The sequence below is a fragment of the Streptomyces sp. NPDC003035 genome (assembly GCF_042888285.1).
In the GTDB taxonomy this organism is placed as follows: Bacteria; Actinomycetota; Actinomycetes; order Streptomycetales; family Streptomycetaceae; genus Streptomyces.
Genome location: NZ_JBIAPJ010000001.1, coordinates 1,002,326 through 1,028,673 on the forward strand (window position 1 = coordinate 1,002,326; position 26,348 = coordinate 1,028,673).

Sequence of the window (26,348 nt, forward strand, 5' to 3'; positions counted from 1 at the left end):
ACGTTCGAGAGGTTGTGCGAGAGGGGTGGATTCGTGGGCGGCGGGCGTGCGTTGAGGGTCGTTCTGGTCGATGTCAACGACAAGGTGGTGGCGGCCTGGCGGTCCGCGTTCGCGGATGTGCCCGAGGTCGAGATCCGGCAGGGTTCGCTTCTCGATGTGGATGTCGACGCGTGGGTGTCCCCGACCAATGAGCGCGGCCGGATGGACGGCGGGGTGGACGCCGTCGTCAAGAGGTACCTCGGCGCCGGTATTCAAGTGCGGGTGCAGCGGGCGATCCGGTACCGGTTCGGCGGGAGCCTGCCGGTGGGCAGCGCGGTCTGTGTCTCCTCCGGGGCGGCCGTTCCCCGGTATCTGATCTCCACGCCGACCATGCGGCAGTCCTCGCAGAACATCAGCGACACCATGAACGTGGCGCTGGCGTGCGCGGCCGCGTTCCAGGCGGTGCATCTGCAGAACCGTGCGAAGCCCGGCAGCATCCGGTCGGTGGCGCTCGTCGGGCTGGGCGCGCAGACCGGACGGGTGCCCGCGCGGGTGTGCGCCAATCTGATGTGGACGGGCTACACGCTGTTCCACGACCACGGGTTCGCGGACTACGACGAGTTGCGGGCCGCGGTGCTGGGGCAGCTCGACGACATCGAGAGCGCGGGGGCCGAGCGCCGGGTGCGGATCAACGTGCCGGCGAGCCCGGCGACTGCCCCGGCCGGGGACCCATTGGGGCTGGCCGAGCTGTTCACCGGTGGCGGTGAGCCGTGGCTGCCGCTGCTGGCCCCGGTGATCGAGGCGCAGCCGGCGGCCGCCGATTTCATCGGTCCGAAGCGCGGCGCCGAGGTGGTTCCGGTGCGCGAGTTGACGTTCCAGGCGCTGAAGCCGCACCCGCCGCGGAAGTGGAAGGTGGTCGTCTTCGGACAGAACCCCTATCCGCGGCCGGAGAGCGCGACCGGTATCGCGATGTTCGACAACACCTTCCATGACTGGAAGGACAGTCAGTTCGGCCGGGTGGTCAGCATCCGCTGCATCATCAAGGCGGCCGCCATGTGGAAGTACGGCATCGCCAAGAAGACGCCGATCGCCGACATCCGAGCCCTGTTGAAGAAGGAGGACACAGTTCAGCCGCCGGAGTGGTTCCAGGCGATGCTCACCCAGGGTGTGCTGCTGCTGAACGCGTCCCTCACGGCGAGTGCGGACGGGGCCCTGCCGACCGATCGGCACACGTCGTTCTGGCGGCCCGTGGCCGAGCAGATCGTCGAGGAGATCCTTCGCGCGAAGCAGGACGCCGAGGAGGAGGACCGGGGCGTCGTGTTCGCCTGGTGGGGTGCGCACGCCCGGAGCCTGAAGAGGGCCGTCCAGCGGCTGGAGAAGAAGTACCCGGGGGTCGAGGTCCGGCACGTGGATCACGCGAATCCGGCGGCGCAGGGGGACGTCTTCTGCGAGGGGGACCACTTCGCCCAGGTCAACGACGCCCTGGCGGCGGTGGGGGCCGAGCCGGTCGACTGGCTGCCGCGGAAGGGCTGGGACCGGGGGACGGCCGGGGGCGGCGGCGGCGCGGAGGGCGGTGGTGTCGCGGAGCGGATGGGGGCGTTCATCGCCACGACGATGGAGCTGCACCAGCTGTATCTGGAGCGGCTCACCAGCGTCAAGGACGAGGGCCTCGCCCTGCCGCCCCTCACCGGGGTGTTCGACACGCCGTTGATGGATTTCCGCAAGGCCGTCGAGCCGGTGGCGCAGGTGCTCGCGCGCCTGGACCGGCACATCGAGCGGTCGTACCGCTTCGGGGAGACCAAGGCCACGGAAGCCGAGCCCGCGGGCGGGATCACCGGGGAGGGGCTGTCCGCCGACGCGATCTCGGCGCTGCACCTGTACACGTGCGAGTCGGCGTTCTACCGCGAGATCAACGCCGCCCTGCGTTCTCCCGACCGGGAGCGGGCGGTGCCGTATCTGCCGTACCTGCGCCTGCTGTTCTCGGCGTTGTCGGCCCTCCCGGCGCAGACACGGCCGTTGTGGCGCGGTGTGGCGCTGGACCTGCGCTCCCAGTACCCGGTGGGGCGGACGGTGACCTGGTGGGGCGTGTCGTCCTGCACGTCCGAGGTGGGCGTCGCGCGGTCGTTCCTCGGCAGCCGCGGCAGGCGGACCCTGTTCGAGGTGACGCCGGCGCGGGCGGTGGGGATCCGGCGGTACTCCGCGTTCACGGGCGAGGAGGAGTACATCCTCGCGCCGGGCACGCGGCTGAAGGTGACGGAGGTGAAGGCCGAGCGCGGGGGGCTGTGTACCGTCCGGCTGACCGAGCTGGAAGGGCAGGGGCTGGTGTCCTAGGTTCGCGTCCGGAGAATCCGCCGCCCGAACGGCCTGCCAGGTCAGCCTGCCCGCAATCCGCGCGACGGACCCGCCCGCTCGCCCCGTAGAGAAGAGGACAGGAGTCGTGTGAGCGGGAGGGGACCGAGCGATGACAGGGCGTGCGTCGGGGCGGATGCGCAGAGGGATGAGGGGCACGGCGGTCGCGGTGGCGGCCATGGCGGCGCTGACCGGTTCACAGGCGCCGGGTCTCGCGGCGCGGGCCGTCGGCCCCCAGCCCGGTACGGCACCCGACACGGAGACGTCGGGTGACGCGTACTACCTGACCGAGCTGCCCCCGCTCGTGGTCCCCGGCCCGGCGCCGTCCCCGGACCGCGCCGCCTTCGTGGCCGACCGCGGGTCGCTGCCCGCCACGGTCTTCGCCGCGTACCGGCGGGCGGAATCGGCGCTCGCGCGGAGCGCCCCGGGCTGCGCCCTGCGCTGGCAGTTGCTCGCGGCGATCGGGCAGGTGGAGTCCGGCCAGGCGCGCGGCGGCAGGGTGGACGCGGACGGGACGACGTACGCGCCGATCATCGGCCCGCAGCTGAACGGCCGCGGTTTCGCGCTGATCCGCGACACCGACGGCGGCGCGTACGACGGCGACCGGTCCTACGACCACGCCGTGGGCCCGATGCAGTTCATCCCCTCCACCTGGGCTGGATGGGGAGCCGACGGCAACGGCGACGGGAGGGCCGACCCCCACAACGTGCACGACGCGGCGCTCGCGGCCGGGCGCTACCTGTGCGCGGGCGGACGCGACCTCTCCCGGCCCCGGGACCTCGACCGCGCGATCCTCTCCTACAACCGGTCGCGCGCCTACCTGAGCGTCGTTCTTTCCTGGTACGGCTATTTCCGGAGCGGACACCGGGTGGTGCCCGACCTGAGCGGCACCCACGGCGTCACGGACTCCGGTACGGGTACCTCGTCCGGCTCGTTCCCGGGCACCGCGCGGACCGGGACGTCCGACCCCGGCCCGCGGACCGGTGCGTCGCCCTCCGCCTCGGCGCCCACCCCCTCGTCCGCTCCTCCGCCGACGCGGAAGCCGGCACCGAAGCCGACCTCCACGCCCTCGCCGGCACCGGCGCCGACGAACGTGCCGGAGCCCCTGCCCTCCCTGGTCACGGGCCCCGGCTCCGGTGCCGGGCTGCCCGGTGACGGCGTCCTGCCGGGGACGGGGCAGCTTCCCGGCAACGGTTAGGACTCACTCGCGCACCACCCCCTCCCTCCACCGGATACCGGGCGGTAACGTCCCCGGTCATGACGACGGACATGCATCACGCCCACTCGACCGGACCGGGGGACCAGGCGGCCCACCTGCGGTGGCAGCGCATGTGGAGCCACCGCGAGCAGCTGCTCAAGGTGGCCCGCCGCAGGTCCATGAGCGTGGAGGACGCCGAGGACGCCGTCCAGGAGGCGATGCTGCGCGGCGCGCAGAACGCGCACCTGGACGAGGCACGGCTCGGCGCGTGGCTCACGACGGTGACCATGCGCCTGTGCGTCGACCGGCACCGGCAGGTCCACCGGGAGGCCGAGGTGGGCAGCGCCCCGAAGCTCACCCCTCCCGGCCCGGTGCCCGTCGAGGAAGTGGTCTGCGACCGGGCGGAGGCACGCTGGGTGGCGTACCGCAGCAGGGAACTGCCCGCCCGACAGGCCGAGGCGCTCAGGCTGAGGTCGGAGGACCGGGACGTGGAGCAGATCGCCCACGAGATGGGGCTCAGCCCTCGCGCGGTCGAGTCCCTCTTGGCCCGGGCACGTCGCACCCTGCGCAACTCGCTGGCCGGCACCCTGGCGCTCGCCCTGTGGCTGATCGGGCGCGGCCGGGACCACGCGGGTCAGGCGGGGGTGCCCGCCCAGGCCCTGGTCGCGACATCGGCGGCGGCGACCCTGGCCGTCGTGGGCCTGATCATCCCGTTCGCGTACGAGACGGACACGCCGCGTCCCACCCGCCCCGCCACCTCCGGAGCGGTGGAGCTGGGGGAGGAGAGGGCCGGGTACGAGGTGCCGGCCGCCGCCCCCTCCGTACCGCCGACGCCGCCGTCCGCCGAGGCCTCGCCGTCGCCGACCGTCCCCCCGCGGAAGCCCTCCCCGGCGCCCGCGACGGCGACGGTGACCCTGCCGGACGTGACCGCGCCCGAGGTGACCCTGCCGGACGTCGCCGCGCCCGAGGTGGCTCTGCCGGACGTCTCCGCCCCCGGGGTCTTCGTGCCCGCCGCGGCTGCCCCGTTGCCGTCCCTGCCGGCCGCCCCCGCCGTATCGGCACCGCCGCTTCCGCTCCCGCTCCCTGACGCTGACGCCGGTGCTGTCGTGGAGACCGTCCCGGAGGCCCTGCCCCACACCCCCGTACACCCCTGATGTCCACCGCGTAAAAAATCTTCGCTTCTTCGCGACGGACCCGGCGCCCCTCCCCGTAGAGCAGGTGTACGAGCTGCTCCCCGCTGAAGGGTGAACCGGATGGGTGTCGAGATCTGTGTGGAAGGACTGACCAAGTCCTTCGGCCACCAGGTCATCTGGCAGGACGTGTCGCTGACGCTGCCCGCCGGTGAGGTGTCCGTGATGCTCGGTCCCTCGGGCACGGGCAAGTCGGTGTTCCTGAAGACGCTCGTGGGGCTGCTCAAGCCGGAACGGGGATCGATCCGGATCGCCGGACAGGACATCACCCAGCTCCGCGAACACGACCTGTACGAGGTGCGCAAGCTCTTCGGCGTGCTGTTCCAGGACGGCGCCCTCTTCGGGTCCATGAACCTCTACGACAACATCGCCTTTCCGCTGCGCGAGCACACCCGCAAGCCGGAGAGCGAGGTCAGACGGATCGTCCTGGAGAAGATGGACATGGTCGGTCTGATCGGCGCCGAGGAGAAGCTGCCCGGCGAGATATCCGGCGGTATGCGCAAGCGGGCGGGGCTTGCGCGGGCGCTGGTGCTCGATCCGGAGATCATCCTGTTCGACGAGCCGGACTCGGGGCTCGATCCGGTACGAGTGGCCTATCTCAACCAGCTGATCGTGGACCTCAACGCGCAGGTCGACGCGACCTTCCTGATCGTCACCCACGACATCGCCTCGGCTCGCCAGGTCCCGGACAACATCGGCCTGCTCTTCCGCCGCGAGCTGGTGATGTTCGGTCCCCGCGAGCAGCTGCTCACCAGCGACGAGCCCGTCGTACGGCAGTTCCTCAACGGCCGGATGCAGGGACCGATCGGCATGGCGGAGGAGAAGGACGCCGCCCAGGTCGAACAGGAGCTCGCCGACCTCGGTGGAGGGGACGAGCCCCTTCCCGCCATGACACCGCGCCTGCTGCCGAGCCCCGGGATCACCCGCCCGCCCCGCTGGCAGGCGATCGCCGACCGCGAGACGGAGCTGCGGGGACGACAGGCGGCGGACGCATGAGCCTCTCCCCGACAGGTGCCCTCCGCCACTCCGGCAGCCTCTTCGCCATGGCCCTCGACGTCCTGCGGACCCTTCCCCGACGCCCTTTCCAGGTACGGGAGTTCATCCAGCAGGCGTGGTTCGTCGCGAGCGTCACCATCCTCCCCACCGCTCTGGTCTCCATCCCCTTCGGCGCCGTCATCGCGCTCCAGATCGGCGGCCTGACCCGGCAGCTCGGCGCCCAGTCGTTCTCCGGCGCCGCCTCCGTACTCGCCGTCCTGCGCGAGGCGTCCCCCATCGTCACGGCGCTGCTCATCGCCGGGGCCGGCGGCACCGCGATCTGCGCCGACCTCGGGGCGCGCAAGATCCGGGAGGAGATCGACGCGATGCAGGTCCTCGGCATCGACCCGATCCACCGCCTCGTCGTCCCCCGGGTCCTCGCCACCATGCTGGTGGCGGTCCTGCTCAACGGCCTGGTCTCGGTGGTCGGCGTGGCCGGCGGCTATTTCTTCAACGTCGTCCTGCAGAACGGCACCCCCGGCGCCTATCTGGCCTCCTTCACCACCCTCGCCCAGCTGTCGGACCTGTGGGCGGCCGAACTGAAGGCGCTCGTCTTCGGCGCCATCGCCGCGATCGTCGCCTCGTACAAGGGCCTGACCGCCAAGGGCGGTCCGAAGGGCGTCGGCGACGCCGTGAACCAGTCCGTGGTCATCACCTTCATGTTGCTCTTCGTCACGAACTTCGTGCTGACCGCGGTGTACTTCCAAATCGTCCCGCAGAGGGGTTAGTTGTGCGACGACTTCTCGACCGCCCCCTCCACTCCCTGGAGGAGCTGGGCACGCAGCTGGTCTTCTACGGCCGCTCCCTCGCCTGGACCGGCCGCACCCTGCGCCGCTACAAGAAGGAGGTCCTCCGCCTGCTGGCCGAGGTGAGCTTCGGCCGCGGCGCACTGGCCGTCGTCGGCGGCACCGTCGGCGTCATCGCCTTCCTCTCCTTCTTCACCGGAACCGAGGTCGGCCTCCAGGGCTACGCCGCGCTCAACCAGCTCGGCACCTCCAACTTCGTGGCCTTCCTCTCCGCGTACTTCAACACCCGCGAGATCGCCCCGCTCGTCGCGGGGCTCGCCCTCTCCGCGACGGTCGGCGCCGGATTCACCGCCCAGCTCGGCGCGATGCGGATCAGCGAGGAGACGGACGCGCTGGAGGTGATGGGCGTCCCCTCGCTGCCGTTCCTGGTGACCACCCGGATGATCGCCGGCTTCGTGGCCGTGATCCCGCTGTACGTGATCGGGCTGCTGTCCTCCTACTTCGCCGCCCGGACCATCACCACCGGCTACTACGGCCAGTCCAGCGGGACGTACGACCACTACTTCCAGCAGTACCTGCCGCCGGTCGACGTGCTGTGGTCGTTCGGCAAGGTGATCGTCTTCGCCCTCGTGATCATCCTGGTCCACTGCTACTACGGCTACCACGCGAGCGGCGGCCCGGCGGGCGTCGGCGTCGCGGTCGGGCGCGGGGTACGGACGTCCATCGTGGCCATCAACGTCCTCGACTTCTTCCTCAGCCTGGCGATCTGGGGCTCTCACACGACCGTACGGATAGCGGGGTAGGGGCCGATGCGTCGCACCATCAGGCTGAGGCTGTACGGGATCGTCTTCGTCGTCGTCGTGGCCCTGCTGCTCTCGCTGTCCGTCGCCGTCTACCAGCAGGCGTTCACCCCGGTCGTACGGATCACCCTGGAGGCCGACACCCTCGGCAACCAGCTGGAACCGCGCGCCGACGTCAAGCTGCGCGGGCTGCTCGTCGGCGAGGTGCGCGAGGTGCGGGCCGACGGCGAGAAGGCCACGCTCGGCATCGCGCTCAAGCCGGAGCACGTCCCCCTCATCCCGGCCGACGTCCACGCACGGCTGCTGCCCAAGACCCTGTTCGGCGAGAAGTACGTCGACCTGGTCGCCCCGGCCGGCTCCGGGAGGCAGCCTGCCCGGCACATCCGCGCCGGTGACGTCATCACCCAGGACCGCACCACGGTCGGCATCGAGCTCCAGCGGCTGATGAACGACCTGCTGCCGCTGCTCCGCACGGTGCAGCCCGCCAAGCTGAACGCCACCCTCTCCGCCTTCTCCACCGCGCTCGAAGGGCGCGGCGAGGACATCGGCGACAACCTCACCCGCCTCGACGCCTACCTGCGCCGGCTCAACCCGCACATGCCCTCCCTCCAGGAGGACATCTCCCGGTTCGCCGACGTGGCGGAGGTGTACGGCGAGGCCGCCCCCGACCTGCTGCGCATCCTGGACAACACCCTCACCACCAGCCGGACGATCGTCGAGAAGCGGGAGCAGCTCTCCTCGTTCCTCACCTGGACCGCCACCGCCGCGAAGACGACGGAGGGTGTCCTCGACGAGAACTCCGCCCGGCTCATCACCCTGGGCCGCGTCTCCCGCCCCACGCTCGCGCTGTTCGCCCGCTACTCGCCGGAGTACCCGTGCCTGCTGGCCGGTCTCGTGCGCCAGGAAGCGGCGTCCGAAGAGGCGTTCAGGGGCGGGAAGATGCGCATCACCCTCGAGTTCGTCCGCCCCCGACCCCCCTACCGACCCGGCGAGGAACCGCGCTATGCCGACCGCTCAGGCCCGAACTGCAGAGGTCTGCCCCACCCCCATGTCCCGGCACCCCCGATCAAGCTCGACGACGGTACGTCGGCGTCGGCGGCGCACAGTCCAGCCGGCCCCGTATCCGGCACACCGGCCGAACAGCACGCCGTCGCCTCGCTCGTGGCCCCGGTCATGGGCGTGCCCGCCGACGAGGTCCCGGCCGTCACGACCCTGCTCTTCGGCCCGCTGGCACGAGGAACGGCGGTGAGCCACGCATGAGCTCCGGAACGCGGACGAACGCCCGCTCCATGGCCCCTCAGCTCACCAAACTCGGCATCTTCGCCGTCGTCACCATCGCGGCGACCGCCGTCCTCGCGGCCACCATCGTCAACCTCTCCTTCACCCCCCACGAGACGTACACCGCCGTGTTCAGCGATGTCACCAGCCTGGAGGAGGGCGACGACATCCGGGTCGCGGGCGTGCGGGTCGGAGAGGTGGAGGACATCCGGATCAAGGACCGGGCGCTCGCCGAGGTCACCTTCAGCGTCTCCCGCGACCGGCCCCTGCTCACCAGCACCCGCGCCGTCATCCGCTACCGCAGCCTGGTCGGACAGCGGTACGTCGCCCTCACCGAGGGCGCCGGGAACGGGAAGCGGCTCGCCCCCGGAGGCCGGATCCCCCTCTCCCGTACCGAACCGGCGCTCGACCTCAATGCGCTGCTCAACGGATTCAAGCCGCTGTTCGCCGCGCTGAGCCCGGAGGACGTCAACCAGCTCGCCACCGAGATCGTCAAGACCCTCCAGGGCGAGGGCGGCACGGTCCGCAGCCTGCTCGCACACACGGCCTCGCTCACCACGACGCTCGCGGAACGCGACGAGCTGATCGGATCCGTGATCACCAACCTCAACACCGTGCTGACGACCGTGAACCAGCGCAGTACCCGCTTCTCCGCCCTGATCACCGAGCTGCAACGGCTGATCTCGGGCCTCTCCGCCGACCGTAAGCCCATCGGGGAGTCGCTGGCGGGCATCAACGGCCTCGCGGAAGCCACGTCCGGTCTCCTCAAGGACGCCCGGCCGCCGCTGAAGACCGACATCGCCGAGCTGGCCGAGCTCACCGGAACGCTCAACGACCACGAGAAGACCGTGGAGGGAGTCCTCCAGCGGCTGCCGAACAAGCTCGACAAGCTGACCGGCACCGCGTCGTACGGCTCCTGGTTCAACTTCTATCTCTGCGACTTCGACGGCCGGATCGTGCTGCCGAAGACCGAGCAGGTCATCACCCCCGAACTCCATGTCGCCCGGGCGAGGTGCGGCCGGTGATCCCCTTCCGCGAACGCAACCCCGTGGTGATCGGCGCCGCCGGCCTCACCACCCTCGCCCTGCTGATCGCCGCCGCGTTCAACGTCGAGAGCCTGCCGCTGATCGGCGGCGGGGACACCTACAGCGCGGCCTTCTCCGAGGCCGGCGGGCTGCGGCCCGGGGACGAGGTACGGATCGCCGGCGTCAAGACCGGCAAGGTCGACGAGGTCGAGCTGACCGGCGACCACGTCACGGTGACCTTCAGGGTCGACGGAGACCCGGAGCTCGGGAGCCGGACCGGCGCGTCCATCCGCATCAAGACCATCCTGGGCGCCAAGTACCTCGCCCTCGAGCCGAAGGGCACCGGCCGGCTGGAACCGGGCAGCGAGATCCCGCTGAGCCGGACCGTCCCGGCGTACGACGTCGTGGAGGCTTTCAGCGACCTCACGACCACGACCGAACAGATCGACAAGCAGCAGCTGGCCACCGCTCTCGACACCCTCTCCACCACCTTCGAGGACTCCCCGGCCGAGGTCAGAGCCTCCATCCAGGGACTTTCGAAGATCTCCCGGACGGTGGCCTCCCGCGACCAGGCGCTGCGCGAACTCCTCGACCACGCGAACGGCGTCACCGGTGTACTCGCCGCCCGCAAGGGGGAGTTCAGCAAGCTGGTCAAGGACGGCGACAAGCTGTTCAAGGAGATCGAGTCCCGGCGCAAGATCATCCACGCGCTGCTCAAGAGCTCCGTCGACCTCGGCGTCCAGCTCTCGGGCCTCGTCGACGACAACCGCGCGGCGATCGGACCGGCGCTCACCCGCCTCAACACCGTGGTGCGGATGCTGGAACGCAACCAGGCGAGCCTCGACCGCAGCGTGCAGCTCCTCGCCCCCTTCGCCCGGCTCTTCACCAACACCCTCGGCAACGGCCGCTGGTTCGACAGCTACATCCAGAACCTGGTCGCCCCGACACCGGTGACCCCACGGACAGGAGGATCACGATGAAGCTCATGAAGCTCCCGAACGCGCGGATCGTCCGCCGTGTCGCGCTCGGCACCCTCCTCGTCGTGGTCGCGAGCCTCGCCGTCGTGCACCTGAACCAGGAATCCATGGTCCGCGTGACCGCGTACTTCCCCCGTACGGTCGGCATCTACCCCGGCTCCGACGTACGCGTCCTCGGCGTCCGCATCGGCGAGGTCAAGGAGATCACCCCGGAGGGCGACCGCGTGCGCGTCGAGCTGGAGTACGCGGCCGAGTACAAGGTCCCGCCCGACGCCAAGGCCGCGATCATCAACTCCTCGGTGGTCAGCGACCGTTACCTCCAGCTGCTGCCCGTCCACCGCGGCGGGCCGGTGATGCGGAGCGGCGCCGTCATCCCCCTGCACCGCACGGCCGTGCCCGTCGAGCTCGACCGCGTCTTCGACAGCCTCCGCACGACCTCCGACGCGCTCGGCCCCCGGGGCGCCAACAAGGACGGTTCGCTCTCCCGGCTGCTCGCCGTCAGCGCGGACAACCTCCAGGGACAGGGCACACAGCTCCACCAGACGGTCGAGGACCTCTCGCAGGCCGTCACCACGTTGTCCGACGGCCGGCAGGACCTGTTCGGGACCGTACGGAACCTCCAGGTGTTCACCGCCGCGCTGGCGGCCGACGACGCCTCCGTCCGGTCCTTCAACGACAGCCTGTCCACGGTGGCCGGACAGCTGGCCGGGGAGCGCAAGGACCTCGCCGCGGCGATCACGCACCTGGCGGCGGCGCTCGCCGACGTGTCCGACTTCGTGAAGAAGAACGGCAAGACGCTGACCGCCGATGTGAAGGGTCTCGCCACGGTGACCCGCGTGCTGGTCACCCAGCGCGCCGCCCTCGAGGAGCTCCTCGACGTCGCCCCCGCCGGCCTCTCCAATCTGCAGAACGCGTACAACCCGTCCTCCGGCACGCTCGACACCCGCAGCAATCCCGAACAGCTCCAGGACCCGGCCGCGCTGCTGTGCTCCCTGCTGAGGACGACCGGGGAGGAGGCCAAGGGGAAGGCCGCCGACTGCCAGAACCTGAAGAAGCTGTTCGACTCCCTGCCCGAGCTGCCCGAGGCCGACCCGCTCACCGGAGCGGCGCTGCCCGTGGCTGGAGCGCCCTCGATGGACAAGACCCTCGGCGGAATCCTGGAGGCCCGTACATGACAGCTCCCCGAAAGGCCGCGCTGTGGGTCGCCGCCGGATCACTCCTGCTGACCACCGGCTGCGAGTTCAACGGCCTCTACGATGTTCCGCTGCCCGGCGGGGCGGCGGCCGACGGCGACAGCTACCGGGTCACGGTCGAATTCCGCGACGTCCTCGATCTCGTACCGCAGTCCACGGTCAAGGTGAACAACGTCACCGTCGGCGCCGTCGAGAAGATCGAACTGGTCGGCTGGCACGCCCGCGTCCGGCTGCGCGTCGCCGACTCCGTCACGCTGCCCGGCAACGCGATCGCCGAGCTGCGGCAGACCAGCATGCTCGGCGAGAAGTACGTGTCGCTGTCGGCACCGGCCGCCGAGAAGCCGGTCGGCAGACTCGCCGACGGCGCGCGGATCCCGCTGTCCCGCTCCGGCCGCAACCCGGAGATCGAAGAGGTCCTGTCGGCCCTGTCGGCCCTGCTCAACGGAGGTGGCGTCGCCCAGCTCAAGACCATCACCACGGAGCTGAACAAGGCGCTGGACGGCCGGGAGGACCGGGTCAAGTCCCTGCTCGGCGAGCTGAACACCTTCATCGGCGGCCTCGACGCCCAGAAGAAGGAGATCGTCCGCGCGCTGGAGGGCATCGACAAGCTGTCCGCCACCCTCGCCAAGGAGAAGAAGACGATCGGCCAGGCCCTCACCACCGTGCCGCCCGCGCTGACCGTGCTCGCCGACCAGCGGACCAAGCTGACCGCCATGCTCACCTCGTTGTCCCAGCTCGGCACGGTCGGGACGAAGGTGATCAACGCCTCGCGCGCCGACGTGATCGCCAATCTCCGCGCCCTTCAGCCGATCCTCCGCCAGGTGAACAAGGCGGGCGCCGACCTGCCCAACGCCCTCGAGCTCCTGACGACGTACCCCTTCCCCCGGAACGTCGTCGACGCGATCAAGGGGGACTACGTCAACCTCAAGGTCACCGCGGATCTCGACCTGCGCGGTATCTACGGCAACCTGGCCGACGAGCCCGCGAAGCCCGGCACGCCGGGGCAGCAGCCAGGGAAGCCCACGACTCCCGGCCTGCCGGGCCTGCCCACCCCCACCCTCCCCGGCGTGCCCGCCCCGACGCTGCCCGAGGCCCCCCTCCCCTCGGCCCCGCCGACGCCCGGCGCTCCGGCGGCTCCGGGCGGCGACGCCGACCTGGAGTGCCTGCCGCTCTGCACGCCGGCCGACCCCGTCTCGTACCGGAGCCAGGGAGACAGCCCCTTCCCGCCCGGCGTCGACCTCGCGCTCGCGGAACTGCTGATGAAGGGACTGGTGCCGTGATCACCCGTACGGTCAAAGCCCAGCTGCTCGCCTTCGCGCTCCTCACCGCCGTCGGCGTGTCCTACGTCGGCGCCGAGTACACCGGCCTCGTCGACCGCCTCCTGAACCGCGGATACACCGTGCGGGCCGAATTCGCCGACTCCGGGGGCATCTACTCCGGCGCCGAGGTCACCTACCGAGGGGTACCCGTGGGCCGCGTGGGCGACCTGCGGCTGGCCGAGTCCGGCGGCGTGTCGGTGGCCCTCCTCCTGGAGGACGCACCCACCGTCCCGGCGGACAGCCTCGCCGTGGTGGCGAACCGCTCGGCCGTCGGCGAGCAGTACGTGGATCTCCAGCCGCGCTCCGCGGGCGGCCCCGCGCTGCGGGACGGCAGCACCATCCCGCGCCGGAACACCCGGGTGCCGGTGCCCACCACCGAGATGATCCTGAGCCTGGACCGGCTCGTCGCATCGGTCGACAAGCAGGACCTGCGGATCACGGTCGACGAACTCGGCAAGGCGTTCTCCGGCACCGGACCGCATCTGACCCGGCTCGTCGACTCGGGCAACGCCCTGGTCGAGTCGGCGTCCGGCTCGCTCCCCGAGACGATCGCGCTGATCGAGGACTCCCGGAAGGTCCTGAAGACACAGACGGACAAGGGCTCGGCGATCACCTCCTTCTCCCGTGATCTCGCCGCGCTCACCGCCCAGCTGAAGGCGAGCGACGGGGATCTGCGTGCCTTGATGTCGAACGGCGCCACCGCCGCCCGGGAGGTCGACGCGCTGATGAAGGACAACCGGCCGCACCTGCCGGTCCTCCTCGGCAACCTGATCAGCGGCGGCCAGATCACCCTCGCCCGGCTGCCCGGCGTGGAACAGACGCTGGTCACCTTCCCCGTGGTCGTCGCGGGCAGCTACACCGTGATCCCCGGCGACGGCACCACCCACTTCGGCATGGTCGTCAACGCCGACGACCCGCCGCCCTGCCGTCAGGGATACGGCACCGCCCAGCGCCGCGACCCGGCCGACACCTCCGACCGGCGGGCCGACACGGACGCCCACTGCGCGGCCCCGCGCGGCGGCAAGACCTCCGTACGCGGCGCCCAGAACGCGCCCGCCGCCGGACGGTCCGTCCGCATCGGCTCGACGGGCGGAGCACAGACCGTCTTCGGAAAGGACTCCTGGCAATGGCTGCTCGTGGGACCCATGGCATGACCCGCGTACTCCTCACCCACGTGGCCCGGCTGCTGAGCCGGCGCGGGACCGTGGCGGTCCTCGCCGTCCTGACCGCCGTCCTGACCGCCGGCTCGGGATGGCTGGGGGCGCGGCTGTACGAGCGCCACGAGGAGGACCGGCGGCACCAGGACATCCTCGCCGCCGCCCGCCAGTCGGCGCTCAACTTCACCTCGCTCGACTACCGGCACTACGACCGCGACAGCAAGAACGTCCTGAACGGCGCGACCGGTGACTTCAAGAAGCAGTTCGCGGCCCAGACCACGCAGCTGACGAAGATCGTCGCCGACAACAAGTCCGTGTCCGAAGGCCAGATCCTCGACGCGGGCATCGCACGGGCCGACGAACGGACCGCCCGCGTGCTGGTGGTGGCCGACAGCAAGGTCACCAACGTCGCCGCCCCCCAGGGCACGTCCCGCAACTACCGCCTTCAGCTCGACCTCGTCCTCGAGGACGGGCAGTGGCTGACGTCCGACGTCGAATTCGTCGGCTGAACAGGAGACCACCGTGCCGAACCCGACCCTTCGAGCGGCGACCGTCCGCGCCGCCGCCAAGCGCGCCGAGCGGGCGGCGCGGCAGCCGAACGAGCCCGAGACCACTCCGGCCGCCTCCGCCCCGACTCCCCGCAGCGGCCGCCGCCCCGGCCTGCTGGGCGCGGTGCTCGCCGTCCTGGTCGTCCTGGGCGTCGTCGCCGGCGCGGTCCTCGGATGGTCGTACCGAGACGCCGAACGCACGGCCCAGGCGCGCACGGCCGCCCTGGCCGCGGCACAGAAGGCGGCCCCGGCCATCCTGTCGTACGACCACCGCCACCTGGACCGCGACTTCGCGGCAGCCCGCGCCCACCTCACCGGCCCGTTCCTCGACCAGTACGGCAAGACCACGAAGACGGTGGTCGCCCCCACCGCCCAGCAGTACCGCGGCGTGGTCAAGGCCACGGTCGCGAAGCCCCCGAGCGGCGACGCGGCCCCGGCGGCGTCGGTGGTGTCGGCCTCCCCGGACGAGGTCGTGGTCCTCCTCTTCATGAACCAGCTCACCACCAGCACCCAGGTCGCCACCCCGCGCCTGGACCTCAACCGTGTACGGATGACCCTCGTCCCCACGCCGCAGGGGTGGAAGGTCAGCGCCGTGGACGCGCTGTAGCCCGAGGAGCGGGTTGAGGGTGCGGGGCGGCGATCGCATGATGGAGGGGTGGTCTGCCCTTGGCTTTGAGGGCCGTGAGGGCGAGGAGGCGGATATGCAGGCGAGCGAGCTTGTGGAGCCGTATCCCGTGGTGTGTACGGATGACGACGCCGTGGTGGCGGCCCGGTTGTTCGTGGAGCGTCGGCTGCCGGCCCTTTTGGTGGTGGACCGCGACGGGCGGCCGTATGCCGTCGTGCCGGGCTCGCAGCTGCTGGGGGTCCTGGTGCCGGATTTCGTCCGGGAGAGGCCGCGTCTGGCGCAGGCTCTGCGGGGCGATGAGGGGGAGGGCCTCGACCAGGTGCTGTCGGGGCTTTCGGTGGCGGAGTGGATTCCGGGGCAGCCCGTGATGCCGACGGTCGTGGGGCCCAGTACCGGTGCGGTGGAGATCGCCGCGCTGATGGTGTCGACACACACGCCGCTGGTCGTGGTGGTCGAGGCGGGGGCGGACGGCGTCAGGACGCGAGGGGCGATCACCGCGGCCCGCTTGATGAGGCACTTCTTGGGCGACGGACAGACACGATCAGGCCACTGATGACCGACGGCGTCGAAACGACCTGTTGCGCACCAGACCTCGTGGCCGCGGAACGGGCGACTGTTCTGGCGTACCGCCCGGACCGGATCGACCCGACCGTGCCCCGCACCGCGTACGGCCATCCGGCGCACAGCGCCCCGGTACGACCCTGACCGCGGGTCGGTCATCGCGTGGGTGCTCACCATGGCCCACCGCCGGGCCGTCGACCGGGTCCGGTCGGAACAGGCGGCCTCGTCGCGCGAGCGCCGCGCCGCGCTCCTCGGCCATGAGACCGAGTTCGACGAAGTGGTCGAGGAGGTCGAGACACGGCTCGAGCGCGACGCGGTCCGGGCCTGCCTGCGGGGCCTCAGCGAACCGCAGCGGCAGTCGGTGACGCTCGCCTACTACCAGGGTCTGACGTACCGGGAAGTCGCCGAGCGGCTCTGCCAACCGCTGGGCACGATCAAGTCCCGCCTGCGCGACGGACTCGTGAGGCTCCGCGACTGCCTGGGGGTGACGGCATGACCTCGGACGACATGCATCTGCTGTCCGGCGCGTACGCACTGGACGCGCTCAGCGACACCGAACGCGCGGCGTTCGAGCAGCACCTGACCGAGTGCGATTCCTGTGCCCAGGAGGTGCGGGAGCTGTCCGAGACGGCGGCGCGTCTCGCGCTGGCGGTGTCGGCGCCCGTGCCCGACTCCCTGCACGACAGTGTCATGCGACAGGTCCCGCTCGTCCGTCAGGTACCGCCCACGGTGCCCGGAGCGGCTGTGCCGCTCCCGAGGCGCAAGGCGACCGCACGCCGGGGTCTGGTGTGGGCGCTCGCCGCCGGCATCGCCTCCGTCGTCGTCCTCGGCGGGACGGCGGTCGTGCAGACGAACCTGGCCCGCGACGCGGAGCGGGACACCCGGCGCGTGCAGCAGGCGGAGGACGCCGTGGCCGCCGTCCTGTCCGCCCCCGACGCCCAGCTGGCCGCGACCCGCCTTCCCCACGACGCGACGGGCACCGTGGTCGTGTCCAGGAGCCGCGACCGTGCGGTGTTCACCGCCACGGGACTGGCCGAACCGCCCACCGGCAAGGTCTACCAGCTGTGGTTCGACGACCAGGGCACCATGCGCCCGGCCGGTGTGATCGACCCCGACCGGACGAGCTCGGTGACGCTTCTCGACGGGCCCGTCGCCGAGGCGACCGGCATGGGCATCACCCTCGAACCGGCGGGCGGCTCCGCTCAGCCCACGACCCCGCCGCTCGCCCTCACCCGATTCCCCACATGACAGGCCGGGAAGGCGCTTCGGTGACCCCTGCCGGGCCCCCTACGTCTGCTTCGCTATGTCCCGGACCTGCTGGGCGATGTCCTCCAGCACCGCCTTCGGGTCGGCGGACGGCGCGACGGCCTTGCCGATGTTCCGCTTGATGGTGTTGCTGACCTGCAGCCAGGACGGTTCGTTGACCGGGTAGAGCTCGGCACCGCGCAGTGCGTTCAGGAACTGCGCGCCGCTGGGGTCCGCCGCCGCGTCCTTGGAGGCCTGGGTCGCGGACACCGTCGAGGGCAGCAGATGGTAGCGCCCGGCGAACTCGTTGAGGTTCTTGTCCTCGTAGACGAATTCCAGGAAGGAGCCCACCAGTTCACGGTTGTCATCGTGCTTGAAGGCCATCATCCAGTCGGCGACGCCCGCCGCCGGCAAGGCGTGCCCGTCTCTCAGGGTGTCCGACACCGGCATGCTCAGCGTGCCGACCTTCATGCCCTTCGCCCTCGCCTCGTGGAGGAGCGAGGGGTAGCCGTTGAGCATGCCGACCTCGCCGCGCAGAAAGGCGGCGAAGGCGTCCTGCCGGTTGAGCTCGGCCGGCGGGACCGGGCCGGTCAGGCCGGGCGTGACCAGGTTGTCCTTGATCCAGCGGAACGTCTCTGTGTTCTGCTCGGACGCGATGTTGTAGCCGCCGCTGTTGTTGGCGTACCCCCCGCCGTTGCTCAGTTGCCAGATCAGGGCTTCGGCGTGCGCCTCCTCGGGGCCGAGCGGCAGGGCGTACGGGTAGAGCACGTCCTCCTTCTTCAGTGCCTCGGCCGCGTCCTTCAGGTCCGACCAGGTCTTCGGCGGCTCCGCTCCGGCCTTGTCGAACAGGTCCTCGTTGTAGAACAGCAGCCGGCTGCTCGCCACGAAGGGCAAGCCGTACAGGGTGTTGCCCACCGAACCCGCATCCGCGAGCGGCGGCAGGAAGTTCGCCTCCGCCTTGATCGACAGCAGCTCACTGGCGGCATAGAGGCGGCCCTGCGCGGCGAAGTCGGAATACGCGCCCATCAATGCCACATCCGGTGCATTGCCCTCCTCGACCATCCGGGTGACCTCGCGGTCGACGTCCGCCCACTGGTGAAGCGTCACCTCGACCTTGGTGTCGGGGTGGGTGGCGGTGAACGCGGCGCTCAGTTTGTCCCAGTACGCCTTGGAGCTGGTCGCCGGGCTGTTGCCGTACTCGGGGGCCACCAGACGCAGTGTCGTCCCCCCGCCGCCCACGGACGAGCCGCAGGCGGTGACGAGGGAGCCCAGTAGTGCGAGTGCGGCCACGGAGGCGGTCGCGCCGAAGAGTCTTGGTCGCACGAATCTTTCCTCATGATCTTTTTTGGACGGTGCGTCCGGAATTCTCTCCTGACGTGGGGCGTATTGCGCCCCCCGCGCAAAGGTTGTGGCCCTTGCTCCAACTGCGCCGGTTGCGCATGGTGTTTTCCGATATGACGTCGCTGATTTTGACGCGCGTAGAACCCTCCACCGTGTCCAATGCGACTCCCGGATGGAGCATTGACGAACGGGTGGCCCCAAGGGCGCTTCCGCCGAGCGCGCGGGTGCCGAAGGGTCACGAGGGCCGACACGGGGCCTGGCGCCATCGCGGGGAGCTCGCCCAGTGCGCCCGATGCAGAACTGTCGGTAGCGGCTTCGTCGCTTCTCGTATCTGGGCATCCACGCCGCGAAAAATCGGTTCTGGTTGCCGATGAATCCGCCCAGGGCGCCACCGCAGACTGCCTGTATGCGCCACGAACCGAGGCGAAGCGCTGTGCGAACCGGAAATCCCGAGAGCTCGGCGCACGGATTGATCCGCTCAATGTCACATCCGCGTGCGCCGGATTCTCACACGCAGCCCCTTTTGGGCACTCATAAGGACGCCGCTGCCACCGGCCGTTCCTCTGACACCGATATTCCGCTGCTTGCCGATTGCGGTCTCCTTGCGGCAAGCGGCCGCCAATTGTTCGAGAAGCGTGTTCTCGATATCTTTCTCACCCTGCTGGCGATGATCCTGCTGTCGCCGATTCTTCTGGTGACGGCATGCGCGATCAAGGTGTCTTCCCCAGGGCCGGTCTTTTACCTGCAAAAGCGCGTCGGCCGCGGTGGGAAGCCTTTCAGGATGCTCAAGTTCCGTTCGATGTGCCGGGATGCGGAGCGTCAGCGGGCGGCGTATCTGGACCAGAACGAACGCGCCGGCCCCGTATTCAAGATGCGTCACGATCCGAGGGTGACCCCGGTGGGACGTGTGCTCCGCCGGTGGAGCATCGACGAGCTGCCGCAGATGCTGAACGTCATGCACGGCGAGATGAGTCTCGTCGGCCCGCGACCCCCTCTTCCGGAGGAGTGCGAGCACTATGGTCCGCGGGAGCGGCAGCGATTGCTCGTGAAGCCCGGTATCACATGCATCTGGCAGGTCAGCGGCCGTTCCGACGTCGCGTTCGCCGAACAAGTGCGGATGGACCTGGACTACATCGCCGAGTGGGACCTCGCGATGGACATCAAGCTCCTGGTCAGAACGGTACCGGCCGTGCTCAAGCACCGAGGCGCGTACTGAGCTCTCAGCCTGCTGAGCTCTCAGACCAACAGTTCCGAGAAGACCGCGGTCAGGGGGACCTGATCGGCGCTGGGGGAGTGGCCGCGGGAATGAAGGAGCAGTGCCTGATGGGCGAACATCGCACACCACACGTTGGCGATGTCCTGATCGCCTGAGAAGAGAACTCCTCCGTCCGGTCGCACGAAGCCGAGCAGCGCCCGAGTCAGCCCCTCCAGACGTCCGGCCCAGTGGTCCCCCCGCAGGTGTCCACGGCTGCGCAGCAGGAGGCCGATGCGCAGCGCCTGGGCGAGAACGTCGGAACGCACGATCCCCCCTTCCGTGGTCTCCGCAAGGGTTCCGTCGGCGGACTGCAGTTCCATGAGGCGGGCGTAGACCCTCGCGATGACCTCCAGCGCCGCGTCTTCCGTACGGGCCTCGTCCTCCGTCCGGAGCGCCCCGACGAGCAGGCCCTCGATCCCGTAGAGGAGCGGGTGCAGCTCGCGGCACGGCCAGGCTTCCTCCAACGCCGCCTCCCAGCGCTCGCAGGTCCGGTGGCAGACCTGTGCGAGAGGTGTCCTGAGCACGCCATCAGGCATCCGGAGCAAGGCCGCGGCCGCTTTCAGGTGGTGCGGACCCGGTTGCGTCGACCAGCGGTCGGGAAGTGGCGCGCCGACGACCGTGTCGTGGGACCGCAGAACGGCAGCCCCCGAACACATGCCTTCGATGGTGGCGCAGAGGTCGGCGGCAGGCTTCTCCCATGCGTCGTGCCGGTCGACCTCCCCGAAGCAGGCGACTCCCCGCGCCGCCATCGCCAGGTCGAACGTGAACACGCCGGCGTTCCGCCAATCGGAGCGACCCGCCGACAGATACAGCCGCGTCGGCGGAACTCCCTGCTCCGACAAGGTGCGGGTGATCCATCCCAACGCCTGCCGACCGTGCTCGTGTGCATCCGCGGCACGGTCCGGGGAGCTCGCCGCGCCCGACGCCAACCAGGCCATCGTGGTCAGGTAGTAGCCGGTGATCTCGAGGTAGACGAACTCCGGTCGCCCCTCCCGATCCAGCCATCCGGCGACGGCTCCGCGCTGTGCGCCCTCGTCGATCTGAGCCCCGCTCTGCAGCAACCATCGCTCGATGCGCCGGGCAGCCTCCGTCGTTTCCCTCTCCCTCTCTGTCGACGCCTCCGTCATGGCCGGAACTCCGTTCCGGTCGACGGCGCGATCACATCGCCGAGGATCTTCACGATCCGCTCGCCGGCGAGGCCATCCCCATACGGATCATGGCGAGTGGCCATGCGTGCATAGCGGACGGGGTCATCGAGCAGTTCTGCCACCGCGGCGACGATGTCGTTCTGATCGGTTCCGACAAGGTTGGATGTGCCGGCCCTGAGGGGCTCCTCGCGTTCCGTACGACGGTTGACCACGAGAAGCGGTTTACCCAAGGCCGGCGCTTCCTCCTGGATGCCGCCCGAATCCGTCAGTATCAGATAGGAGTCGGCGAGCATATGCGTGAACGGGATATAGCTGCACGGCGCCAGCACCTCGACGTTGCCGGGACAGTTTCCGTTCAGGGTCTGTTGGATCATCCGGATGACCGGCGGAGACGGGTGACGCACCACTTGGAACCGCACGGCGGGGTAGAGGCTCGCCAGCTGCCGGACCGCACCGAAAATCGCTCTGATCCCCTCGGGTATGCTCTCGCGCCGGTGCGCGGTGATCACCACGCGACGTTGACCTTCGGGGGGTGCGGCCGTTCGACGTGGCTGCGAGCGGGCCCAGTAGAGCGCGTCGATGCCGGTGTTCCCGGTGAGGTGGATCCGGTCCGGTGCCACCCCCTCGCGTACGAGGTTGGCCGCGGCCGCCTCACTGGGGGCGAAGTGCAGATCCGCGATCGCGCCGACGATCCGCCGGTGGCCCTCTTCGGGCCAAGGGGCACTGTTGTCATAGGTCCGCAGTCCGGCTTCGACGTGAGCGACTCTCGTGGAGGAATGAAACGCCGCGACACCGGCGGCCATCGTGGTCGTGGTGTCGCCCTGAACCATGACGACGTCCGGCCGTAGCCGATCACAGATATCGGCGGCCCACCGCACCACTTTCCATGCCACCTCGGCGGGTCGCTGGTTCTTTCGCATCACCGCCAACTCGTAGTCGGCGCTCATTCCGAAGGTCGTGAGAGCATCGGACAACAGCTCTGCGTGCTGGCCGCTGGAGCACACGATCGTCTCGAAGGTCGAATCCAGGTCGCGTAGTGCCCGAATGGGCGAATACATCTTGATGACCTCGGGCCGTGTGCCCACGAACGTGACCACACGGATGCGTCTCGACATGAGCCACCTCTCCCGCTTTGTCTCCCGCTTTTTCTCCCGCTTTATGTCGCGCACCTGAGGGGCGCTGCGCGCCGCCAGGCTCACAGTGCGTCCAGTCTGCGGGGGTGCCAGGGCCGGTTCATCGGTAACCGGCCCCAATCTTTCGCGGCGGGATGCCCAGATATCGCGGGGGGATGTCGGACCTGTTCAGGAGGCCCCGGCCTCACCGTGAGACGTCGTCGTCCAGCGGGATCGCGGCCTCCTCACGTGTGTGCACGCCGAGCTTCGCGAGCACGGCGGCCACATGATGGGCGGCGGTCTTGGGGGTGATGTAGAGCCGGACGGCGATCTCCCTGTTGGTGAGTCCCTCGCACAGCAGCCGCTGGACCTCCCGCTCCCGCTTGGTCAGGCTGTACGGGTTGGCACGCGTCGAGGCGCGCTTGCCGTACGGGGTGCGCTTCACCCCGGCCGCCCGCAGGCGTTCCCAGGCGCGGTCCGCAGCGGGTCGGGCCCCCAGTGAGCGGAAGGCCTCCAGGGCCTGCCGCATGGCGGGCACGTCACCGCCGAGGCCGGCCAGCGCCGCGTCGTAAGGGCAGCCGAGCTCCTCCCACCCGCGCACCGCCGCGCGCCACTGCCCGGCCATTTCCAGGGCGTACGGCTCCGCCGCCCGCGTCTGCGAGAGTTCGCCGCCCGCCAGCCGGGACCAGCGCAGCATCGCACCGACGAGCCAGGGGTCGGTGTCCATGGTGATCGCCTTCATGCCGTGTTCGGCCTCCGCCACGGCGAGACTGTCGTCCCCTTCGAGCCAGGCGGCCTCGGCACGGGCCGCCCATACCGGGCCCGCCAGGAAGAGATCCGCCTCTTCGCCGTACGAGAGTGCCTCGTCCAGCAGCGGCCACACCCCCGGTTCGCCTCGGCGGGCCTTGACCAGTGCCGACGTCACCAAGGGCAGCAGCCGGTGCAGCGGTTGGTGGTTCCGGTCGAGCACGTCGCCCGCCTTCCGGGCCGCCCGTGCCCACTGGCCCCGGTGCAGCATGCCGAGACCGGCCGCTCCGAGGGCCACCACGAGGAACGTCGGAACCTGGTGTTCGCGGCAGTACGCGCAGGTGCGGACGGTCAGTCGATCCAGGCGCGGGAGATCGTGGTGGAGTGCCGCGGTCCAGCAGGCCACGGCTCCGATCTGGCAGGCCTCGTCCGCCATGCCGTCCTCGGCCATGGCCGCGTGCCAGGCGTCCTCGAGATTCTCCCAGCCCTGCCCTCGGCAGGCCACGTCCACCAGGGCCTCGTAGACACGCGAATGGGTCTTCAGCGCGGGTTCGCCCAGGCCAAGACCCAGTTCGGCGGCCTTGCCCGCGTAGTCGGCCGTCGCCGCGGGGTCGTAGCCGAGGCAGGCCAGTTGGGCGAGATTGGCATAGGCCCAGGCGAGTTCCCGGGTCGCGCCCTCGCCTTCCACCACGCGAACGGCGTCCAGACCGGCTCGCCAGGCGTCCGTCGCATGGACCGCCAGCCAGTGCATGTGGGAGAGCCGGCGCAGGTCCTCCGCCTCACGGCGCCGGTCGCCCTGCTCGTGGCGCAGCGGGACCGCTTCGTCCCAGGCGCCGATCGCCTCCGGAAGGTTCCCGGTCACATAGCTCTCGTACGCCTGCGCTTCGAGCAGTTCGACGCGTCGTGCGGGCGGCGCGGCGGCCGGGTTGCGCACGGCGCGCCCGTACAGCTCGGCGGCCTCCCGGTGCGAGCCGAGCGCCGCGGCGTAGGCGGCTGCCCGCGGGGCGTACTCGGCCACGGCCGCTTCGTCCCCGGCCTGCTCGGCGTGGAAGGCGAGCTGCGCGAGATCGACCGGATCGACCGGGCCGGAGCGCAGGGCGGCCAGGACACGGCCGTGCAACCTGGCACGCCGGTAGGCCGGGAGCGACTCCCAGACGGCCCGGCGCGCCAGTTCGTTGCGGAAGCACAGCACCGGACCGTCCGGGCGCAGCACACCCGCTGCCAGGCACTCCTCCAGCCCCGTGGCGGCGTCCGGGGCCACAGCGGCGATCAACGGTTCGGTGGCGCGGGGTCCGATGACGGCCACCGCCTCCGCCGCTTCCCTGGCCCGGTCCGGGAGCCGGGCTATGCGGCCCAGTACCGCTTCACGCACCGTGGTGGGGATGCCGGGGGTGCGGGCTGCCAGCACCTCCGTGACGTAGAACGGGTTTCCCCGCGTGTTGCTGAACAGCTCGTGGGCGTCCACCGGGTGGCCGGCCGCGGCGGTCAGAGCGGTGACCGCTCGGCAGCTCAGCGGCTCCAGTGTGCAGCGGTGGACCGCGGCGAAAGCGGCGAGGTCGCCCAGTACCGCCGCCAGCGGGTGGGTGGGGCCGACCTCGTCGTCGCGATAGGTGGCCAGGAGCAGGAGCGGGATCCGGTCGATCCGCCGGGCCAGGAAGCGCACCAGGTCCAGAGTGGCCTGATCGGCCCAGTTCAGATCCTCGATGACCAGCAGCGTCGGCTGCCCTCCCGCCTGGCCGCCGAGCGAGGTGAGCACTCCGCCGAAGGTGCCGACCGGGTCGGTACGCCGACGCAGGCCCGCCTCCAGGGCCTGGGCCACCGGCGGGTCGAGCAGCGCGGCGATGTCCATCAAGGGGCCCAGGGGGCGCGGCGCCGAGAGCGGGTCGCAGGCCCCGAACAGAACCCGGGCGCCCCCGGTACCGCCCCGCTCCTCCGCGAAGCGTCGCACGACCGCGGTCTTGCCGATACCCGCCTCACCGCGCAGCAGCACCACCTGTCCGTGGCCGTGTTCGGCCTGCTCCAGGCAGTCTGCGAGATTCCGCAGTACGGCGTCGCGTTCGAGCAGATCGGTCACGGCCGTCCCCAGCGTGGATGCGTCGTGTCTCCGTACCCCTTCAGTCTAGGGATCTTCGGGCGTGAACGCCCGATCGGATGACGCTGTGCAGTCGCACCGTCGCTCGGCGTATCTGGGTACCGTGGAGCGAAAAATTGGGTCCGGTTGCCGATGAACCTGCTCCGGCACCACCGCAGACTGCTTGCATGCGCCCCGAACCCGTCCGAACCGACCCAGTCCCCGGCCGTGGGGGTTCGACGCCGTCCGCCCGCCCCGAGATCCACCTGTTCGAACCGTCGGGATACGCCGGGGTCTTCCAACACGCCTGCCGCCTCGGTCAGCTCCTCGGCCGGTCCGGCCGGCGCGTGGTGCTCCACACCGGGCACGAGCACGAGGAGGTGCGCATCGACGGCGTCGACCTGTGCTCATGCTCCTGGTGGCCGCGTCATGGCGAGGGCGGCGCGCGCCGCTCCGCCGCCATCGCGCGCAGGTTCGTCAGCCATACGCTGCCGCACCTCCACGCGGCGGTGCCGCGCGGCGCGGTCCTCCACGTGGAGGGCATCGCCGCGGCGGGGGCCCTGACACTTCTCGCACTGAGCGTGGGGCGGTTCAGGGATCGCCTGGTGGTCTACTCACCGCACGACACGTTCTCGCGTCGAGGCCGTGTGGACGGCGCGTTGCTGCGGCTCGCCCTGCGCGTCCCGCACGCGATCATCGTCTACTCCGATGCGGACGTCGAGGTCCTTCGCCACCGCGGTCTCGAGGCGCACTGTTCTCCACTCGTCCAACTCGTGCCCGAGGCCACGGACGATGAGCGGCTCAGGTGGCGCAACGAGTGGCGGGCCGGTCCAGACGTGTCCGTCGTCCTCTTCGCGGGATGCATCCGGCCCGAGAAGCGGCTGGACGTGCTCATCGAGAGTGCGCGCCACTGGCCCGCGAATCGGCGCCTGGCCGTCGTGGGCGAAGACCGTGGTGCGTGGGCCCACTGCGCGGAACTCGCGAAGGCCTACGGCGTCGACGTCTCCGCACGCGTGGAGTTCCTCGAGCTCGAGGAGTTCTCGGCGGCGATCTCGGCGGCGGATCTCGTCGTCCTGCCCTACGACAAGGCGAGCCAGAGCGGGGTGCTGGCGGTCGCCCGTCAGCTGGGCACCCCGACCGCCGCGGCGAACGTGGGCGGCCTGCGGGAACTCGCCTCACAGACGTTCGAGGCGGGCGATCCGCACGATCTCAACCGTGCCATCGACGCGCAGCTGGCCCGCGCCGTGGCACCCGTCCCGTCCCTCGACGACAACCTGGCGGTCACCGTGCACCTTCTCGCATACGGGCAGTCGGCATGACACGGCGTGGGTCTCGACTCACCCCCGGGTCCTCCCCGGCAACGGACGGCACACGGCCCGCGGCGCCACAGGTCGGTGACGCCGATGCCGGCGCTGTCGCGAACCGCGGCATCGCGCGCTGGTGGCCACT

The 26,348-nt window shown here is 70.5% G+C and carries 22 protein-coding genes and 1 pseudogene; 19 read left to right on the top strand and 4 right to left on the bottom strand.

Annotation, left to right across the window (positions count from 1 at the left end):
* Positions 1 to 33 precede the first annotated feature (33 nt).
* The 17 genes and pseudogenes from ACFYV5_RS04455 (at position 34) to ACFYV5_RS04535 (ending at position 17,228) form a co-directional block, all read left to right on the top strand.
* Entirely contained in the window at positions 34 to 2,310 is a 2,277-nt protein-coding gene (locus tag ACFYV5_RS04455) for an ADP-ribosyltransferase domain-containing protein (RefSeq protein ID WP_389164201.1), read from the top strand.
* A gap of 166 nt (positions 2,311 to 2,476) precedes the next feature.
* Complete coding sequence (locus ACFYV5_RS04460; protein WP_389164204.1) at positions 2,477 to 3,526, top strand: lytic transglycosylase domain-containing protein; 1,050 nt, start codon at positions 2,477 to 2,479, stop codon at positions 3,524 to 3,526.
* Between the two features lie 59 nt (positions 3,527 to 3,585).
* Positions 3,586 to 4,680 (top strand): sigma-70 family RNA polymerase sigma factor, encoded by a 1,095-nt coding sequence (locus ACFYV5_RS04465; RefSeq protein WP_389164206.1) that lies wholly within the window; start codon positions 3,586 to 3,588, stop codon positions 4,678 to 4,680.
* A gap of 99 nt (positions 4,681 to 4,779) precedes the next feature.
* Positions 4,780 to 5,712 carry an ABC transporter ATP-binding protein gene (locus ACFYV5_RS04470; RefSeq protein WP_389164209.1) on the top strand — a complete coding sequence of 311 codons (933 nt, stop codon included), beginning with the start codon at positions 4,780 to 4,782 and terminating at the stop codon, positions 5,710 to 5,712.
* Positions 5,709 to 6,479, top strand: a complete 771-nt coding sequence (locus ACFYV5_RS04475; RefSeq protein WP_355109892.1) for an ABC transporter permease — start codon at positions 5,709 to 5,711, stop codon at positions 6,477 to 6,479. Before ACFYV5_RS04470 ends, ACFYV5_RS04475 begins: the two co-directional genes overlap by 4 nt.
* Positions 6,480 to 6,481: 2 nt before the next feature.
* Positions 6,482 to 7,300: an ABC transporter permease gene (locus tag ACFYV5_RS04480; protein ID WP_355109890.1), complete on the top strand. Its 819-nt coding sequence runs from the start codon at positions 6,482 to 6,484 to the stop codon at positions 7,298 to 7,300.
* A gap of 6 nt (positions 7,301 to 7,306) precedes the next feature.
* Complete coding sequence (locus tag ACFYV5_RS04485) at positions 7,307 to 8,557, top strand: MCE family protein (protein WP_389164213.1); 1,251 nt, start codon at positions 7,307 to 7,309, stop codon at positions 8,555 to 8,557.
* On the top strand, positions 8,554 to 9,600 hold the full coding sequence (locus tag ACFYV5_RS04490; protein ID WP_355109887.1) for an MCE family protein: 1,047 nt from the start codon (positions 8,554 to 8,556) through the stop codon (positions 9,598 to 9,600). Before ACFYV5_RS04485 ends, ACFYV5_RS04490 begins: the two co-directional genes overlap by 4 nt.
* Positions 9,597 to 10,580 carry an MCE family protein gene (locus tag ACFYV5_RS04495; protein ID WP_389164217.1) on the top strand — a complete coding sequence of 328 codons (984 nt, stop codon included), beginning with the start codon at positions 9,597 to 9,599 and terminating at the stop codon, positions 10,578 to 10,580. The genes ACFYV5_RS04490 and ACFYV5_RS04495 overlap by 4 nt, the downstream gene beginning before the upstream one ends.
* On the top strand, positions 10,577 to 11,752 hold the full coding sequence (locus ACFYV5_RS04500; RefSeq protein WP_355109883.1) for an MCE family protein: 1,176 nt from the start codon (positions 10,577 to 10,579) through the stop codon (positions 11,750 to 11,752). The genes ACFYV5_RS04495 and ACFYV5_RS04500 overlap by 4 nt, the downstream gene beginning before the upstream one ends.
* Positions 11,749 to 13,050, top strand: a complete 1,302-nt coding sequence (locus ACFYV5_RS04505) for an MCE family protein (protein ID WP_389164220.1) — start codon at positions 11,749 to 11,751, stop codon at positions 13,048 to 13,050. Before ACFYV5_RS04500 ends, ACFYV5_RS04505 begins: the two co-directional genes overlap by 4 nt.
* Positions 13,047 to 14,243, top strand: a complete 1,197-nt coding sequence (locus tag ACFYV5_RS04510) for an MCE family protein (RefSeq protein WP_389164223.1) — start codon at positions 13,047 to 13,049, stop codon at positions 14,241 to 14,243. Before ACFYV5_RS04505 ends, ACFYV5_RS04510 begins: the two co-directional genes overlap by 4 nt.
* A complete protein-coding gene (locus ACFYV5_RS04515) occupies positions 14,240 to 14,755 on the top strand; it encodes a hypothetical protein (RefSeq protein WP_389164226.1) in 516 nt (171 codons plus the stop codon). Before ACFYV5_RS04510 ends, ACFYV5_RS04515 begins: the two co-directional genes overlap by 4 nt.
* A gap of 13 nt (positions 14,756 to 14,768) precedes the next feature.
* Positions 14,769 to 15,401, top strand: coding sequence for a hypothetical protein (locus ACFYV5_RS04520; protein ID WP_389164229.1), 633 nt, complete (start codon positions 14,769 to 14,771; stop codon positions 15,399 to 15,401).
* Between the two features lie 94 nt (positions 15,402 to 15,495).
* Positions 15,496 to 15,972, top strand: a complete 477-nt coding sequence (locus tag ACFYV5_RS04525) for a CBS domain-containing protein (RefSeq protein ID WP_389164232.1) — start codon at positions 15,496 to 15,498, stop codon at positions 15,970 to 15,972.
* 126 nt (positions 15,973 to 16,098) lie between these two features.
* Positions 16,099 to 16,476 (top strand): annotated as a pseudogene (locus ACFYV5_RS04530) (sigma-70 family RNA polymerase sigma factor); the annotation flags it as partial.
* A complete protein-coding gene (locus tag ACFYV5_RS04535) occupies positions 16,473 to 17,228 on the top strand; it encodes an anti-sigma factor domain-containing protein (protein ID WP_389164235.1) in 756 nt (251 codons plus the stop codon). The pseudogene ACFYV5_RS04530 and the gene ACFYV5_RS04535, both read left to right, overlap by 4 nt.
* A gap of 39 nt (positions 17,229 to 17,267) precedes the next feature.
* Here ACFYV5_RS04535 and ACFYV5_RS04540 read toward each other — a convergent pair whose 3' ends face one another.
* Positions 17,268 to 18,548 (bottom strand): extracellular solute-binding protein, encoded by a 1,281-nt coding sequence (locus ACFYV5_RS04540; RefSeq protein WP_389164238.1) that lies wholly within the window; start codon positions 18,546 to 18,548, stop codon positions 17,268 to 17,270.
* 541 nt (positions 18,549 to 19,089) lie between these two features.
* Between ACFYV5_RS04540 and ACFYV5_RS04545 the strand changes: the two genes are divergently transcribed.
* The gene (locus ACFYV5_RS04545; RefSeq protein ID WP_389164241.1) at positions 19,090 to 19,782 is read left to right on the top strand and encodes a sugar transferase; all 693 of its coding nucleotides are present in this window, start codon (positions 19,090 to 19,092) and stop codon (positions 19,780 to 19,782) included.
* Positions 19,783 to 19,802: 20 nt separating this feature from the next.
* On the opposite strand, the gene ACFYV5_RS04550 is transcribed toward ACFYV5_RS04545, so the two are convergent.
* From ACFYV5_RS04550 to ACFYV5_RS04560, 3 genes are all read right to left on the bottom strand, one after another.
* The gene (locus tag ACFYV5_RS04550) at positions 19,803 to 20,948 is read right to left on the bottom strand and encodes a hypothetical protein (RefSeq protein WP_389164244.1); all 1,146 of its coding nucleotides are present in this window, start codon (positions 20,946 to 20,948) and stop codon (positions 19,803 to 19,805) included.
* Positions 20,945 to 22,084 (bottom strand): non-hydrolyzing UDP-N-acetylglucosamine 2-epimerase, encoded by a 1,140-nt coding sequence (gene wecB / locus ACFYV5_RS04555; RefSeq protein ID WP_389164247.1) that lies wholly within the window; start codon positions 22,082 to 22,084, stop codon positions 20,945 to 20,947. The genes ACFYV5_RS04550 and wecB overlap by 4 nt, the downstream gene beginning before the upstream one ends.
* 202 nt (positions 22,085 to 22,286) lie before the next feature.
* Complete coding sequence (locus ACFYV5_RS04560) at positions 22,287 to 24,902, bottom strand: AAA family ATPase (RefSeq protein WP_389164250.1); 2,616 nt, start codon at positions 24,900 to 24,902, stop codon at positions 22,287 to 22,289.
* Between the two features lie 185 nt (positions 24,903 to 25,087).
* On the opposite strand from ACFYV5_RS04560, the gene ACFYV5_RS04565 reads away from it, so the two are divergent.
* On the top strand, positions 25,088 to 26,218 hold the full coding sequence (locus tag ACFYV5_RS04565) for a glycosyltransferase (RefSeq protein ID WP_389164253.1): 1,131 nt from the start codon (positions 25,088 to 25,090) through the stop codon (positions 26,216 to 26,218).
* Positions 26,219 to 26,348: the final 130 nt, after the last annotated feature.

Excerpts from the sequence above, each read along its gene's own strand:
- ACFYV5_RS04460 (WP_389164204.1), top strand. The coding sequence starts at position 2,477 with ATGAGGGGCACGGCGGTCGCGGTGGCGGCCATGGCGGCGCTGACCGGT.
- ACFYV5_RS04465 (WP_389164206.1), top strand. The coding sequence starts at position 3,586 with ATGACGACGGACATGCATCACGCCCACTCGACCGGACCGGGGGACCAG.
- ACFYV5_RS04470 (WP_389164209.1), top strand. The coding sequence starts at position 4,780 with ATGGGTGTCGAGATCTGTGTGGAAGGACTGACCAAGTCCTTCGGCCAC.
- ACFYV5_RS04475 (WP_355109892.1), top strand. The coding sequence starts at position 5,709 with ATGAGCCTCTCCCCGACAGGTGCCCTCCGCCACTCCGGCAGCCTCTTC.
- ACFYV5_RS04485 (WP_389164213.1), top strand. The coding sequence starts at position 7,307 with ATGCGTCGCACCATCAGGCTGAGGCTGTACGGGATCGTCTTCGTCGTC.
- ACFYV5_RS04490 (WP_355109887.1), top strand. The coding sequence starts at position 8,554 with ATGAGCTCCGGAACGCGGACGAACGCCCGCTCCATGGCCCCTCAGCTC.
- ACFYV5_RS04500 (WP_355109883.1), top strand. The coding sequence starts at position 10,577 with ATGAAGCTCATGAAGCTCCCGAACGCGCGGATCGTCCGCCGTGTCGCG.
- ACFYV5_RS04505 (WP_389164220.1), top strand. The coding sequence starts at position 11,749 with ATGACAGCTCCCCGAAAGGCCGCGCTGTGGGTCGCCGCCGGATCACTC.
- ACFYV5_RS04515 (WP_389164226.1), top strand. The coding sequence starts at position 14,240 with ATGACCCGCGTACTCCTCACCCACGTGGCCCGGCTGCTGAGCCGGCGC.
- ACFYV5_RS04525 (WP_389164232.1), top strand. The coding sequence starts at position 15,496 with ATGCAGGCGAGCGAGCTTGTGGAGCCGTATCCCGTGGTGTGTACGGAT.
- ACFYV5_RS04535 (WP_389164235.1), top strand. The coding sequence starts at position 16,473 with ATGACCTCGGACGACATGCATCTGCTGTCCGGCGCGTACGCACTGGAC.
- ACFYV5_RS04550 (WP_389164244.1), bottom strand. The coding sequence starts at position 20,948 with ATGACGGAGGCGTCGACAGAGAGGGAGAGGGAAACGACGGAGGCTGCC.
- wecB (WP_389164247.1), bottom strand. The coding sequence starts at position 22,084 with ATGTCGAGACGCATCCGTGTGGTCACGTTCGTGGGCACACGGCCCGAG.
- ACFYV5_RS04565 (WP_389164253.1), top strand. The coding sequence starts at position 25,088 with ATGCGCCCCGAACCCGTCCGAACCGACCCAGTCCCCGGCCGTGGGGGT.